The sequence below is a fragment of the Frateuria sp. genome (assembly GCF_035695185.1).
Classification (GTDB): Bacteria; Pseudomonadota; Gammaproteobacteria; order Xanthomonadales; family Rhodanobacteraceae; genus Frateuria_A.
The window spans coordinates 1-14,918 of record NZ_DASSES010000198.1 but is presented as its reverse complement, the minus strand read 5'-3'; the positions used below and the strand labels follow the sequence as shown (position 1 = coordinate 14,918).

Here is a 14,918-nt window from a genome sequence, read left to right as displayed (position 1 = left end):
CGCTCCTACAGAGGCATGCGTGGGCGCGGCCCTCTGCAGGAGCGCACCTGTGCGCGACCGCCATCTGCATGCGTGCGATGAAAGGCGACATCACCGACCACCCGGCGCGTGCGAGGCGATCTCGTCGCCATAGCGCCATTCGAGCGCGGTCTTGATCGCCAGCGTCACCAGCGCCAGCAAGGCCAGCAGCGACGCCACCGCGAAGGCACCCACGTAGTCGTACTCGTTGTAGCGCATCTCCACTTCGAGCGGGATGGTCGTGGTCATCCCGCGGATGTGCCCGGACACCACCGACACCGCGCCGAACTCGCCCATCGCGCGCGCATTGCACAGCAGCACGCCGTAGAGCAGCGCCCAGCGGATGTTCGGCAGCGTCACGCGGAAGAACATCTGCCAGCCGTTGGCGCCGAGCACGCGGGCCGCTTCCTCTTCCTCGTTGCCCTGCGCCTGCATCAGCGGGATCAGTTCGCGCGCGACGAACGGCAGGGTGATGAACATCGTCGCCAGCACCAGGCCCGGCACGGCGAAGATGACGTTCACGCCATGCGCCTCCAGCCACGGTCCGAACCAGCCCTGCGCGCCGAACAGCAGCACGTAGACCAGCCCGGAAATCACCGGCGAAACCGAGAAGGGCAGGTCGATGAAAGCGCCGAGCAGCGCCTTGCCGCGGAACTCGAAGCGCGCCATCACCCAGGCCGCGGCGATGCCGAACACCAGATTCACCGGTACGGCGATGGCTGCCACCAGCACGGTCAGCCAGATCGCCGAGCGCGCCTCGTCCTGGGTGATCGCGGCGAAGAACGCACCGACCCCCTGGCGGAAGGCCTCGACGAACACCGTCGACAGCGGCAGCAGCAGGAACACGATCAGGAACACTACGGCGGCGAGCGTGAGCAAGGCCCGCCCGAGCAGGCGCGGCCAACCGAAGGAACGCGAATGGCGCGCGCTCACGGCGTCACCTCCGCCCAGCGGCGGCTCCAGCGCTGCAGCAACGTGATCACCAGCAGCAACACGAACGAGAACGCCAGCATCGCCACGCCGAGCGCGGCCGCGCCGGCGTAGTCGAACTGTTCGAGGCTCTGCACGATCAGCAGCGGCGCGATCTCCGACTTCATCGGGATGTTGCCGGCGATGAAGATCACCGAACCGTACTCGCCGACCGCGCGTGCCAGCGCCAGCGCGAAGCCGGTCAGCAACGTCGGCACCAGCATCGGCAGGATCACCTTGAGGAAGATCTGCCAGCGCCGGGCGCCCAGCGTTTCGGCTGCCTCCTCGACCTCGTGCTCGAGGGTTTCCAGCACCGGTTGCAAGGTGCGCACCACGAACGGGAAACCGACGAAGATCATCGCCACCAGCACACCCCACGGCGTGTAGGCGACCTTGATGTCGAGCACCGCCAGCCACTTTCCGATCCAGCCGTTGGGCGCGTACAGCGCGGTGAGTGCGATGCCGGCCACCGCCGTGGGCAGCGCGAAGGGCAGATCGACCACCGCGTCGAACAGGCGACGGCCCGGGAAGCGGTAGCGGACCAGCACCCACGCCACCAGCAGGCCGACCACCAGGTTGATCGCCGCCGCCAGCATTGCGCCACCGAAACTGAGCTTGAGCGCCGCCAGCGTGCGTGGCACCCGCAACAACTCGATGAGGCCGCCCAGCCCCAGGCCGGAAGCTTTCCAGGCCAGTGCCGCCAACGGCAGCAACACGATCAGCCCCAGGTAGGTGAGCGAGTAGCCGAGGCTCAGGTTGAAGCCGGGAAGGATGCGTCGTCGCATGTCACGTCCCCGGTCCGATCTGGTCGAAGATCGCGCCATCGGCGAAGAACCTGATGTTCACCTGGCTCCAATTGCCGAACGTGTCCTTGAGCGTGAACAGGTGCACCTTGGGAAACTGATTCGCATACTTCGCCATCACCTGCGGCGAGCGCGGGCGATAGTGATTCTTCGCCGCGATCTCCTGCCCCTGCGGCGAATAGAGGAACTTCAGGTACGCCTCGGCCACCGCGCGGGTGCCGTGCCTGTCCACGTTCCGGTCGACCACCGCGACCGTGGGCTCGGCCAGGATGCTCATCGACGGCACCACGATCTCCACGTCGGCGCCGCCCATCTCCTGTCGGGCGAGGATCGCCTCGTTCTCCCATGCCAGCAACACGTCACCGATGCCACGCTGGACGAAGGTATTGGTGGCCCCGCGGGCGCCGGTGTCGAGCACCGGCACGTGCCTGTACAGCGCGTGCACGAACGCCCTGGCCTTGGCCTCGTCGCCGCCGGGCTGCTTGAGCGCGTAGCCCCAGGCCGCCAGGAAGTTCCAGCGCGCGCCGCCGGAGGTCCTGGGATTGGGCGTGATCACCTGCACGCCGGGGCGCACCAGATCGGACCAGTCGCGGATCTTCTTCGGGTTGCCCTTGCGCACCAGGAACACGATGGTCGAGGTGTAGGGGGCGCTGTTGTCCGGCAGGCGCTGCTGCCAGTTAGCGGGCATCAGGCCACGGTCGGCCAGCACATCGATGTCGTGGGCGAGCGCCAGCGTCACCACGTCGGCGGGAAGTCCATCGACCACCGCACGTGCCTGCTTGCCGGAGCCGCCATGGGACATGCGGATGGTGACGTTGTCGCCATGCCGTGCCTTCCACTGCGCGGCGAAGGCGGCGTTGGCATCGCGGTAGAGCTCCCGCGTGGGGTCGTAGGACGCGTTGAGCAGGGTCACGGTTTTTGCCGTGACCGCACCCGCGGCGAGCGTACCGAGCACGGCGCAGATCGCAATGAACTTCTTCATGGAGTCTCCCTACGAACGGTGGCGTTGGCCATGGCACGGAGTGTCCTCGCCGCAGGCGCAGACACCCGTTCCGGCGGCGGGGCCGCAGGCTGGCGTGGTCGGGTGTGGTTCCCTTGGGGGGGGCGGTTGCGCCGGATCAGGCCGGCGCAACCGCGCGATGGCGGGAGCTGTCCCGGTCATCGAACGCTTCCCGCGCGAAGCGCCGGCGAGCGCCTCGGCGACGGGCTCGTGCAGCGGCGGGCGTGGCGGTGCGAAGGTCGAGTGCGTCGTACATGGTTTCCACCTCGCGGATCGGCGTACTCGAGGCGGACTGCAACACAGCTGCCGTTAAGCACCCGCTAGGCATTCGTAGCGTTTCGCGTAGGAAATTCCGTCGACTTTTCAATAACAAACACGGGTTTTCGAGCGGCGCGGAAGGCCCGGAAAGCGGCTCGTCCTCCGGGCGCTCAGCTTTCCGCGGCGGTGGCGTCCAGCTTCGCCGCGATCGGCACGGCGGCGAGCGCGCCGACGACCTGCGCCAGAACAAACCCGGCCACGTCCGCAGGCCGGATGCCGGCAAAGGTTCGGGTCAGCGAGCGCGCGAGGGTTACGGCCGGATTGGCGAACGAAGTGCTCGCGGTGAACCAGTACGCCGCGAAGATGTAACTGGCCACCAACGCCGGCACGGCGGCAGGACGATGCCGCAGCCCGAGCAGGATGGTCAGCAGCAGGCCGAACGCCGCCACGCCCTCGCTCAGCCACTGCGCGGCACCGCTGCGCACGTGCGTACCCGGTTGCAGCAGCGGCAGGTCGAACATGGCGTGCGCGAGCAGGACGCCGACAATCGCCGCGACCAGCTGCACCAGCACGTAAGCCGCCGCCTCGCGGCCGCCGAGGTCTTTCCGCAGCCACATTGCAAGCGTCACGACCGGATTGAAGTGTGCGCCGGAGACGGGTCCGAACAGCACGATCAATACGTAGAGTGCGCCCGCCGTCGCCGCCGCGTTGGCAAGCAGGGCGACGCCCGTGTTCCCGGGCGAAAGCATCACGCCCATGATTCCCGATCCCACCACGGCGGCGAGCAGCAGGGCGGTGCCGATGAACTCGGCCAGCAGCTTGCGCGTCAGCATGGTCAGAGCGAGGCCAGCAAGGTCTGCACACGGGTGGAAATCTCATCGCGTACCGCACGATAGCCGGCGTCGTCCAGCTCCTTGGGGTCGGGAAGGTTCCAGTCCTCGCGCCGGCGCGCCGCCACCCATGGACAGCGGTCGCCACAGCCCATGGTGACCACGGCGTCGAACGTCCCGTCGATCGCATCCAGCGACTTGGAATCATGCCTGGTCAGGTCGTAGCCCAACTCGGCCATGAACTGCACCGCACGCGGATTGATGCGGCCGGACGGCGCGGAACCCGCGCTGCATGCCTCCACGGCATCGCCGCCGTGGAGGCGCGCAAAGGCCTCGGCCATCTGGCTGCGGTTGGCGTTTTCCACGCAGACGAACAGGACGCGCTTTTTCATCGATCCACCTCAGCAGCAGCCGGAATCGGTGGCGCAGCAGGCGCCGCCCTTGGCCACCTTCGGCTTCACCGCGCGGAGGTCGGGGCTGCAGCTGGCACCATCGGTCGCGCAGGGCGCCTCGCCACCGTGGTGCGTGGTGGCTTCGCCCAGCGTGTGGAAGGTTTCCCAGCGCGTGCCTTGCGGGTCCTCCGTCCACAGCTTGTCCGAGCGGGCATAGCAGCAGACAGTCGCTTCCTCCGGCACGAGCGTGCCACCGGCCGCGTCCAGCCGGTGGCCGAGCGCGGCCAGCGCTTCGCCGCTATCGGCCTGGATGCCCAGGTGATCGACGCCCGGCGCGCGGCCGGTACTGGAAATGGCGAAGTTGACGCGCGGATCCTCGACCATCCACTTGGCGTAGTCGTCCTTGCGCACCGTCGGCTCGGCACCGAACAGCGCGGTATAGAAGCGGATGCTGGTCGCCAGGTCGGCGACGTTCAGGTGCACGTGGAAGCGGTTCATGGCGTCAGGTTCCCTTGCGGTGGGGTTTGCAGGTCGGCGACGGGGCGCAGGTGGCCGATCCGGCGCAGCAGTTTTCGGTGAGGTAGGCGATCAGCGCGTCCATCTGCGCGTAGTCGGCGCGCACACGGATGACCCGGCCCTCGCGCTGGTCGCGCACCAGCCCCGCCGCGCGCAGCACGTTGAGGTGGGCGGTGAGCGTGGCCGGCGGCAGGTCCAGGTGCCCGCGCAGTTCGCCGACGGACAGGCCCTCGGGCCCGGCCTGCACCAGCCGTCGGAAGGCCGTGAGGCGTGATTCGTGACCGAGGGCGCTCAGGGCGGCGAGGGCAGGCGTCATTTCCATAATTCGAAAAATATGGAAATTAAGCCCTGTCGTCAAGTGCGCCGCGGCGGCAGCGCCCCTCCCGGTGCGCCGCGACGATCAGGCCAAACGCGGGTGGACTGGATGGAACACGTCAGCGACGCGCAGTACCTCGCCGGCCCGCCTGGAAGCAACTGAGCCCGCTTTGCTACCGTCCCTCGCTGACCCCGCATCCCACCTGCACAGGAACCGTCCATGAAGACCAAAGCCTATGGCGCCCATGCCAGCGACAAGCCGCTCCAAGCGCTCGACATCGAGCGGCGACCGCCCGGGCCGCACGATGTGCAGATCGACATCGCCTACTGCGGCGTCTGCCACTCCGACCTGCACACCGTCCGGTCCGAATGGGCCGGCACCCTGTACCCCTGCGTGCCCGGCCACGAGATCGTCGGCCATGTGAGCGCGGTCGGCAGCGAGGTGAGCGGCTTCAAGGTCGGCGACACCGTCGGCGTCGGCTGCCTGGTCGACAGCTGTCAGCATTGCGCCTCCTGTGGCGAGGGGCTGGAGCAATTCTGCGAGAACGGGTTCACCGGCACCTACAACGGCAAGACGCCCGACGCCCCCGGCCACACGCTGGGCGGCTATTCGCAGCGGATCGTCGTCAGTGACCGCTTCGTGCTGAAGATCCGCCACCCGCAGGACCAGCTCGCTGCCGTGGCACCGCTGTTGTGCGCGGGCATCACCACCTACTCGCCGCTGCGCCACTGGGGGGCCGGCCCCGGCAAGAAAGTCGGCATCGTCGGCATCGGCGGGCTGGGCCACATGGGCATCAAGCTGGCCCATGCGATGGGTGCGCACACAGTTGCCTTCACCACCTCCGAGTCCAAGCGCCAGGATGCGCTGGCGCTGGGCGCGGACGAAGTCGTGATCTCGAAGGATCCCGACGACATGGCCAGGCACGCCGGGAGCTTCGATTTCATCCTCAACACGGTTGCCGCCAGCCATGACCTGGACGCCTATACCCGCCTGCTGAAACGCGACGGCACCTTGTGCCTGGTTGGCGTGCCGGAGCATGCGCATCCCAGCCCGAACGTCGGCCAGCTGATCTTCGGGCGCCGGTCGATCGCCGGCTCGCTGATCGGCGGGATCGCCGAGACGCAGGAGATGCTCGACTTCTGCGCCGAGCACGGCATCGTCGCGGACATCGAGATGATTGCCGCGCAGCAGATCAACGAGGCCTACGATCGCATGCAGCGCAGCGACGTGAAGTACCGCTTCGTGATCGACAACGCCACGCTGGCCGCCTAGCGACCCCGGGACCTGCGCAACGCGTCGCAGGTCCCGCCTGCGGCGCCATCGATCCTCATAGGCGAGGGCTGGAACCTGCCAGGCGTGACCCTGGCCCACCCGCGCCCGGCGAGACGCGGCTCACACGGTTCACGGTAAACTGCCGGGCGAGCTGCAATATGGGGGGTACCCCGGCGCGGATCGGCTACGCTTGGTTGGCCGTGCTCAGCCTGGCCGGTCCACACCTATAACAACATGTCGTCAGATGACTGCCCCAGGAAGGATGACCCACATGGAATTCCCGCGCGAGGTGGGCGCGTGAGCCATCGAAGGCGCGCGCTGGTGCGCGGCGCCGTCGTGTCGACCCTGCTGGCGCTCTCCGTCGACGTGGCCTGCGCGGCGGCCCAGCCGACCGATCTCGGCAGCCTGTCCCTGGAGGATCTGACCCGGGTCATCGTGTCATCGGTCACCAAGGCCCCCGAACCGCTGTCCAAGTCACCCGCCGCGGTGTTCGTGATCAGCCACGACGACATCATGCGCTCGGGCGCCCGGAACCTGCCGGACATCCTGCGGCTGGCGCCCAACCTGGAAGTGTTCCAGACCAGCCCGAGCAACTACCTCATCACCGCGCGCGGCTTCAGCGGCAACAACGCGGCGCAGAATTTCCCGAACAAGCTCCTGGTGCTGATCGACGGACGCAGCGTCTATTCGCCAATCTTCTCCGGCATGTACTGGGACGACCAGTTCGTGCTGCCGGAGAACATCGAGCGCATCGAGGTCATCAGCGGCCCGGGCGGCGCACTGTGGGGCGCGAACGCGGTCAACGGCGTCATCAACATCATCACGCGCAACGCCGGCGACACTCAGGGCGGCCTGCTGGCCGTCCGCGTGGGCAACCTGGAAAGCAGCGCGGCCGTGCAGTATGGCGGTGCCCTGGGCAGGGACGCACACTATCGCGTCTACGCCAGGCAGGTACGCCGGCGCGAGCTGGACAACGCCGCCGGCCAGCCCGGGCGTAACGGCTGGAACAATCCCCAGGTCGGGTTCCGCGTGGACTGGGACGCCAGCCCGAGGGACGGCGTGATGGTGCAGGGCGACCTGCACGACGGTCGCACGGACCAGCCCGGCGGGCCCGACGCGCGCAGCACCGAGGCGGACGTGCTGGCACGCTGGCGGCATGCCATCAGCGACACCTCCGACGTCCAGGTGCAGACCTACTACGACCACGTGCACCGGCGCAGCAGCAGCGCCGGCGGCAGTGGCTTCGCGCTGGACACCCTGGACCTCGAAGTGCAGCACAGCCTCGCCGTTGGCAGGCGCCAGCAGTGGCTGTGGGGCTTGGGCGACCGCATCTATCGCTACGACATCAAGCCGCGCATCGGCGCGGACAGCTCGCTGTTGTGGAATCCCTCCAGCGACACGCAGCACTTGGCCAACGCCTTCATCCAGGACCAGGTGGCGTTCAACCCGCAGACGCAACTGACACTCGGCCTGAAGGCCGAGGACGATCCGTACTCGGGCGTGTCGCTGATGCCCAACCTGCGGCTGTCCTGGAGGCCCGGGGCGAACACGCTGCTGTGGGCTGCCGCCTCGCGCGCCGTGCGCACGCCCACGCCATTCGACGAGGACGTCATCGAGAAGCTGGGGCAGGTCACCTTCGTGACCGGAAATCCGCAGTTCAAGCGCGAAAAGCTGACTGCCTACGAAGCCGGCTGGCGGGGCCAGGTCGCCACGCGGGCGACCGTGTCGGTCTCGCTTTACTACAACGTCTATGACGACCTGAGGACGATCGAGCTCTCGCCCACGGGCCTGCCTCTGGTGTGGGGCAACGGCATGGAAGGACACGCCTACGGCGTGGAGGCCTGGGGCAGCTATGCGGTCAGCGACTGGTGGCGGCTGGGCGCCGGCATCAATGCACAGCGCCAGCGCCTGCGTTTCAAGCCTGACGCCAGCGACCTGCTCGGCGTGTCGCAGGCCGGCGACGACCCCGAGTACCAGGGCTTTCTGCGCTCGACGATGAACCTGTCCGATCGCTGGACCCTCTACGCCGACCTGCGCGGGGTGGATGCGTTGCCCAACCCGAAGGTGCCCGGCTACGTGGAACTGGACATGCGGCTGGGCTGGCTGGTGACCGACAGGCTCGAGCTTTCGTTGAGCGGCTACAACCTGCTGAAGTCCTGGCACCAGGAATACCCGTCCACCGACCGTATCGAGCGCAGCGTGTCGCTCGACGCGCGCCTGGACTTCTGACGCGCTGCCGGTCACCAGGAGATGCCGATCCACACCCGTCGCACCCCAGGCAGCGTCTTGCGGGCCCCCATGGTGGGGCTGCTCGCCCGGTTTGCCGGCCACCGGTCGCGGGTCTCGGCCTGCCTGCTCGCGCTGCTGCTGGCCTGCGCGACCTGCGAGGCCTCGCCGCAACCGCGGCAAGCAGTCCCCGCGGACGTCTCGCTGGAGTACGCGGTGAAGGCGACCTACCTCTACAAGCTCGCGCCGTTCGTCAATTGGCCGCCCACGACGTTCACCGCGCCGGACGAGCCCTTCCGCATCTGCGTGGCCGGCCAGGATCCGTTCGACGACTACCTGGAGCGCGCGGTGGCGGGGCGCAGCCTGGGCACGCACCCGTTCGAGGTGCGCCGCGTGGAGGTGCTCACGCCGGAAACGACATGCCAGATCGTCTTCATCAGCCGCCTCACGTCGCAAAGCGTCCAGCAGGCCCTCGATGCGGTCCGCGGCAAGCCGGTGCTCACCGTGATCGACTCGACCGCGCCGCGGCAGGGCGGGATCGTGCAGTTCGTCATCGACCGCGGCCGGGTGCGATTCGTGATCGACACCGGCGCCGCCGCGCGCAACCACATCAGCATCAGTTCCAAGCTGCTCAACCTCGCGCTGGCGGTGAGGGAGGCGTCGTGAAGCGGCGCCGCAACAGTCAGCTCTTCGCGTTCAGGCCCGTGATGTCGGTGGTCGCCGCCGGACTGCTGCTGCTCGCCGGCGCGCTTGCGGCCGGCTACCAGTACCACTCCGCGCGCGCCGAGCACCATCGGCAGCTGGTCGTGCAAGCCAGGATCCTGGCCGCCAGCGTCACCGCGGCGATCGCCTTCAACGACCGCGCCACCGCGCAGGAATACGTCAACGCGCTGATGCTCGACCCGAGCCTGGACGCGGCGGCGGTGTACAACGAGGCGCATCGGCAGGTCGCCGGTTTCCAGCGCCCGGGGAGCGAGCCGATCGCCGACAGCCTGGCCCACGCCGGGCACCTGCCGCGCGACCCCATGCTGGTGGCGGTCCCCGCGCAACAGGGCAGCACCACGGTCGGCAGCGTCTACCTGCGCGCCGCCGAAACCCCCTGGATCATGCAGCTGGCGCGCTACAGCGGCGTGGGCCTGCTGACCCTCATGGCGGTGCTGATGCTCTCCGCGCTGGCGGTGGCCCACCGCGTGCTGGCCAGCGCCAATGCCGCACTGGAGCGGCGCGCGCGCGAGCTGGCCAAGGCCAACGAGCGGCTCAGTGCGGAAATGGAACACCGCGCGCGCACCGAGGAAGCGTTGCGGCAAAGCCAGAAGATGGAGGCGATCGGCCAGCTGTCCGGCGGGGTCGCGCACGATTTCAACAACCTGCTGATGATCATCCGCGGCAGCCTTACCCGCCTGCAGAAGCACCTGCAGCAGAGTGATCCGGCGGTCGAGCGCGTCGTCCAGCTCGAGCGCGAAGGCGTCGCCGCCGGCGACCTGCCCGCCTTGCCGGCGCAGGAACGCGAGCTGTACGAGCAGCGGCAGGTGCGCCATCGCCAGATCCAGCGCTACCTGGACATGGCACAGGACGGCATCGATCGCGCCGCCAGCCTCACCCAGCGCCTGCTCAGTTTTGCGCGGCGCCAGCCGCTGTCGCCAAGGTCGTTGCAGCTCGATGAGCTGATCCTGAGCATCCAGCCGCTGCTCGACCATTCGGTCGGTTCCGGCTGGAAGATCGACTACCGGCTCGGCTCGCGGTGGCCGGTGCTTTGCGACTCCAACCAGATGGAGAATGCGATCCTCAACCTGGTCATCAACGCGCGCGACGCCATGCCCGACGGCGGCAAGATCACCATCGGCACCAGCGACGTGCAGGTCGACGCGCGACACCCGATGGGCGACCTCGGCGAAGGCGAATACGTGCACCTGTGCGTCGTCGACACCGGCGTCGGCATGAGCGAGGACGTTCGCAACAAGGCCTTCGATCCGTTCTTCACCACCAAACCGGTGGGCAAGGGCACCGGCCTGGGGCTCAGCACCATCCTCGGCTACGTCGAGCAGTCCAACGGCGTGGCCACCATCGAGAGCCAGCCCGGCCGCGGCACCACCATCCACATCATCCTTCCACGCGCCCCCCGCGATCCCCTCCCCGAGGAAGCGTAATGCCTGCTCCCGACACCTCCCCCCACATCCTGCTGGTCGAAGACGAGGCGTTCCTGCGCGAACTGGTCATGGAAGGCCTGCAGGACGCCGGTTTCAACGTGGTCGAGGCCAGCGACGGCACCACCGGCGTGCAGGCCCTGCAGTCGGACCTGCGCATCGACGTCCTGCTCAGCGATATCAAGCTTCCCGATATCGACGGCTACCAGGTCGCCGAAGCCGCCCGCACCCTGCGCCCGGGCCTGAAGGTCATCCTGATGACCGGCTACGCCCCCTCGCCGCTGCCGCCCGCGTTGCAGTCGGTGGTCTACCAGGTGTTGCAGAAGCCGTTCTCGCTGGAGGTCCTGCCGGGCATGGTGACGGCGGCGCTGGAGGCCTAACAGTCCCCCCGCGGGCGACCGCCCGACGCGGGATGGCGGCAACGGGCCCGACGGGACCCGCCCGGCGGACCGGCTGGGCATGGCAGGAATATCTGTGCAGGGTTAAGCATCAAAGCCTGTGCCATAGACGCGACTCGTGCCCGTACTTTGCTGGACAGCGCGTAGCAAAGTTAGTAACCGGCTAGGTGAATGAGTGGGTTAGGTAGCAGAGTGCATGGGCGGTATCCATCGCTTGAACAGAAAAGTATGTGCGAGTGGCCGCACCGACAGCTCGTCGCCCTGCGACTTGGTTGGCGACAACGCTGGGCGCATACTTGAGCTTTGTCTCTGATCTGCCTTTCTGCGCACCGCCAGTCTGGCGCAACCCCTTCGCCGGAGCGCAAGGCACTCGCTGAACGGATCGGCATGAGCAAATCAAAGGTCACCGAGCAAACTAGGCGCCAGCTTTGCCAGATGTTTCTACCCGAGCTCCATCAGGCTTGGTGGGCAGAACAGCTCGCGCAATTGCAGGATCAGCAGCATGCTGCTGCTGATCCACTCGACGTGCAGCTTCTTGAGGCCAAGATCCGAGAGCACTACAGGTTGCAGCACGATGTCGAAGTGACTAGAAAAAGATTGAATCTCGATTGCGGTGGCGGCGATTCGCCTCCGCCGGACGAGAGTGCAGGATCGGCGTAGCGCGAGTTCCGGTGACACAGCTGCGAATGGCGCCAACTGTTCGCAGCAATCACAGATGCCTCCGCCGAACGCTGTGGCGGCTAACACATCCGCTCTAGATTCTAAGCGGACGTCGGGAGGTCGAGCTCCCTCGTCACAGTGCTCTAAAGGACGCTGGCTATGTGACCGAGGCGGTATGCGGTTTTGACTCGACGCCCGGCAGCGCTTGACACCGTTGATACCTGACCTGCATCCGAGCTGGCGTTGGCCGCTAGTCGTGCTACGCCGGCGGTGATATAATCATCTTACACCTATCGTCTAATATGGCTAAGACGCATGCATTGCATGAATCCCGGTTCGATTCCGGGTAGGTAAAGCTTATTCAGTAGAGTAAGCTTTACCTACCTGGAAAGCCTATGGATCGCCACAAGCAACTTGAAATCTATCATTGGCAGACTGCCAATGTGAGGAAGTTGGATACAGCTTTTAAGCATGTCCGTCGGGTGCTAAATTTAGCGCTCCTCCGTAATGACGCTGTGCTAGTCGAAGTCCAGACTAAGACACTCGCGTTTCTTTATAGTTGCTGGACAGAGGCCATCTTCTATAAGTTGATTCACACGCCACACTGCTTCAGTCTGGCGGAGATCAACCAGATTAAGCGTCAAGTTAAGTCCGCGGGAATTTCAGGGGGTTGGCGAAAGGCCGTACAACTCTCCCTTCTCCGCATCAATGCGATAAACGGTGATATTCCCAACCGTAGGCAGCGAATCGAGCGCCTTCTTCGGCGGTACATTGAGGAACCTAGCCAGCTGCGCAATAGGATTGCCCATGGGCAATGGGTGGAGGCGCTGAATAGTGAGGGCACAGATAAGAATATTGCGCTCACGGACGCTCTTAAGAACATCGATTTCATACAAATTGAGCGCCTTAGGGCCGGCTGCACTGCTCTTGCTGCGGTGATAGAAAGTCTCGTGGAGTCCCCAAACAAGGCATTCCACGCCGACTATTATTCGGTCCTCACCAACTCTGAAGAAGAACTACGAGTAATGGGCGGGTACTCTTTATCGGGCCACTTGGCGAGACTTAGAGCGAAGCAGCCGAAATCGGCCACCTAACGTTATGCGTTAAGACGGACGGCCTCGCCGACGGTTAATCCCAGGACTAGGGATTGGAAGCATGCACCAGAACCTTTATCGAGCTATCAACGCGGCGTGCTGCCACATAAGCGTTCTGCTAGACAACGAGCTCATCAGCGAAGGTAGTGGGTTCGCGTTTCTTAACACTGGCCAAGTTATCACAGCCGCACACGTCGTTACTGGCCGCACGCCAATCATTGAATCTGACTTTCGCGACCCAGGTCAGCGAATCTTTTGCAAGTTTCCAGGCAGGGCGCAGCACGAGTATTACGTCAATACTTGTGGCTTGGATATCCGCGTCCCGGGATTCAGCAAGCCTCTGCAGGTTGACATCGCAACCCTTCAACCGAAGCAAGCTGCCTCGGACCTTCCATTCCTTGTAGTTAACACAAACCCCCCTCAACTCGGTGAAATCGTATTCGCCGCTGGCTACTCTGATGAGCTCTCGGCACCATTCCAACTGGATGAGCTCATCGCTGGCGGTACGGATGCCTTGAATGAGGTTACGCAGTCGGGATATACGGGGTATCTCACGGATCTAGGCGGCCCGATTATCAAGCGCGGAGTCATTGGCCATTTGGTCCGTGGTCAAGCCAATCTTGGGAACAAAGAGGTTCACATCGAGCTCTTCTACATTGATAACTCCATTCATTCCGGTGCTAGTGGCGGCCCAATTTGCAATGCACATGGAGAGGCTGTCGGAGTCATCACAAGACGCGCGGTTACCTCTGCATCTCAGGAAGCCGCCCCAAACATAGTTGTACCTTCTGGGTGCACAATCGGGATTGGGCTGCAGCCCCTGCGTGTGTGGGCTGACACCTAAGAACCTAACTCAAGCCGAGGCCGCTTCGCCGCTTCCGTGGCCACTTGTTGCCGGAAGCTGACGCCAGCTGGTCGCCGTCGTCAGGCTAGTCAGTACCTACTGGAACTGTGACGTTGTGGCATCGGCGCACGTAGCCGGTCAGACCGGCTTCAGGCCGCGCCGCGCAGCGAGAAGATGCACATCCTTTGAGTGGGCCGCATGGCGCAGCTGCGCGACCACTTTGCGCTGCGTCTCCGGGGTCCAGAAGATCCGAAGGTGCTGGCGGGTACGCGTGACAGCGGTATAGAAGATGCTGTGGGTTAGATCGTCCTCGTTCGCGTTGGTGACGACGATTTTGACCGAGTTGTATTCCAGGCCCTGCGCCTTATGGATGGAGACCGCATACGCCACCTGGAACGGGACGACCGTATGCAGGGCATCGTCGTCCTCGTCGCTGGCGTCGTCGCTCGAGACGATGAATCGAACAGTCGATCCCTCGATCCACTCGAGTTCGGTGCCCATAACGTCGAGCTCGGTCAGAGGTCGGTCGACCTCGATGTCGAACTGCACGGCGTCGGCGCGGCGTTCGATCCCGACGATACGGCCTTTGAGATTGTTGTAGAGCACGGGCCGAAATCGCTCGGACTCGTTGAACAGGACCGGGTCTCCGACCTTGTAAGTCGCCTCCCGCCATGTCACCGCAGGAGTCGGGTTACTTGCCTGAAGGAAGCGATTAACGTTGTTGATGCCATATAGGCCGTCGTAGTTGAGGCACAGGATGATCTCGTCGTCGCTGACGCGCTGGAACAGCGTTTGATCCAGCACGCTGGAATATCCGTTCTTGGCGATCACCTCATCGATGTCATTCTCGACGTTGCGTACTTTGTCCCAGAACGACAGGAGAACCGGGTTCTTGGTCCTGAAGGGCGTTGTGAGCTCGAAGATCGCGCTCTTGGGCACGAAAAAGCGGGCCATCGAGAACCAGTTGCCGAACTGGATCGACTCGATCTGGTACACGTCCCCGACCAGGACAAGCAGTTTAAACGTCGTCTTCTCGAGCACCTTGAGCAGGTCGACATTGCTGACGGTGCTGCACTCGTCGATTACGAGCAGGTCGTACTCCGGATCCGCGCTCGCTCGGCAAACGTGACTGCTGATGGTGCGAAAGCTCGCGTTCTTAGCATGGACCTTGCGCTTTA

General features: G+C 65.2%; 15 protein-coding genes. 7 read left to right on the top strand and 8 right to left on the bottom strand.

Annotated features, from left to right (window positions below; genetic code table 11):
• Positions 1 to 90: 90 nt before the first annotated feature.
• The 7 genes from cysW to VFH59_RS15870 form a co-directional block, all read right to left on the bottom strand.
• Entirely contained in the window at positions 91 to 951 is an 861-nt protein-coding gene (cysW, locus tag VFH59_RS15900; RefSeq protein ID WP_414655905.1) for a sulfate ABC transporter permease subunit CysW, read from the bottom strand.
• Positions 948 to 1,772, bottom strand: coding sequence for a sulfate ABC transporter permease subunit CysT (gene cysT / locus VFH59_RS15895; RefSeq protein ID WP_325165884.1), 825 nt, complete (start codon positions 1,770 to 1,772; stop codon positions 948 to 950). The genes cysW and cysT overlap by 4 nt, the downstream gene beginning before the upstream one ends.
• Position 1,773: 1 nt before the next feature.
• Positions 1,774 to 2,772, bottom strand: a complete 999-nt coding sequence (locus VFH59_RS15890) for a sulfate ABC transporter substrate-binding protein (RefSeq protein WP_325165883.1) — start codon at positions 2,770 to 2,772, stop codon at positions 1,774 to 1,776.
• 446 nt (positions 2,773 to 3,218) lie between these two features.
• Entirely contained in the window at positions 3,219 to 3,881 is a 663-nt protein-coding gene (locus VFH59_RS15885; RefSeq protein WP_325165882.1) for an MIP/aquaporin family protein, read from the bottom strand.
• Positions 3,882 to 3,883: 2 nt separating this feature from the next.
• On the bottom strand, positions 3,884 to 4,270 hold the full coding sequence (locus VFH59_RS15880; RefSeq protein ID WP_325165881.1) for an arsenate reductase ArsC: 387 nt from the start codon (positions 4,268 to 4,270) through the stop codon (positions 3,884 to 3,886).
• Positions 4,271 to 4,279: 9 nt separating this feature from the next.
• The gene (locus tag VFH59_RS15875; RefSeq protein ID WP_325165880.1) at positions 4,280 to 4,768 is read right to left on the bottom strand and encodes an ArsI/CadI family heavy metal resistance metalloenzyme; all 489 of its coding nucleotides are present in this window, start codon (positions 4,766 to 4,768) and stop codon (positions 4,280 to 4,282) included.
• 4 nt (positions 4,769 to 4,772) lie between these two features.
• A complete protein-coding gene (locus VFH59_RS15870; RefSeq protein WP_325165879.1) occupies positions 4,773 to 5,102 on the bottom strand; it encodes a metalloregulator ArsR/SmtB family transcription factor in 330 nt (109 codons plus the stop codon).
• Positions 5,103 to 5,321: 219 nt separating this feature from the next.
• On the opposite strand from VFH59_RS15870, the gene VFH59_RS15865 reads away from it, so the two are divergent.
• From VFH59_RS15865 to VFH59_RS18515, 7 genes are all read left to right on the top strand, one after another.
• Entirely contained in the window at positions 5,322 to 6,374 is a 1,053-nt protein-coding gene (locus tag VFH59_RS15865; RefSeq protein WP_325165878.1) for an NAD(P)-dependent alcohol dehydrogenase, read from the top strand.
• Between the two features lie 297 nt (positions 6,375 to 6,671).
• Positions 6,672 to 8,603, top strand: coding sequence for a TonB-dependent receptor plug domain-containing protein (locus VFH59_RS15860; RefSeq protein WP_325165877.1), 1,932 nt, complete (start codon positions 6,672 to 6,674; stop codon positions 8,601 to 8,603).
• Between the two features lie 57 nt (positions 8,604 to 8,660).
• Positions 8,661 to 9,266 (top strand): YfiR family protein, encoded by a 606-nt coding sequence (locus tag VFH59_RS15855; RefSeq protein WP_325165876.1) that lies wholly within the window; start codon positions 8,661 to 8,663, stop codon positions 9,264 to 9,266.
• Entirely contained in the window at positions 9,263 to 10,747 is a 1,485-nt protein-coding gene (locus VFH59_RS18520) for a sensor histidine kinase (RefSeq protein ID WP_414655904.1), read from the top strand. The genes VFH59_RS15855 and VFH59_RS18520 overlap by 4 nt, the downstream gene beginning before the upstream one ends.
• Entirely contained in the window at positions 10,747 to 11,124 is a 378-nt protein-coding gene (locus VFH59_RS15840; protein WP_325165875.1) for a response regulator, read from the top strand. The genes VFH59_RS18520 and VFH59_RS15840 overlap by 1 nt, the downstream gene beginning before the upstream one ends.
• Before the next feature lie 1,073 nt (positions 11,125 to 12,197).
• Positions 12,198 to 12,896, top strand: coding sequence for a hypothetical protein (locus VFH59_RS15835; RefSeq protein WP_325165874.1), 699 nt, complete (start codon positions 12,198 to 12,200; stop codon positions 12,894 to 12,896).
• 61 nt (positions 12,897 to 12,957) lie between these two features.
• Positions 12,958 to 13,740 carry a S1 family peptidase gene (locus VFH59_RS18515; protein ID WP_414655903.1) on the top strand — a complete coding sequence of 261 codons (783 nt, stop codon included), beginning with the start codon at positions 12,958 to 12,960 and terminating at the stop codon, positions 13,738 to 13,740.
• Positions 13,741 to 13,878: 138 nt separating this feature from the next.
• Here VFH59_RS18515 and VFH59_RS15830 read toward each other — a convergent pair.
• Positions 13,879 to 14,918, bottom strand: a 1,040-nt coding sequence (locus tag VFH59_RS15830) for an ATP-dependent RecD-like DNA helicase (protein WP_325165873.1), incomplete at its 5' end; no start/stop codon positions are given.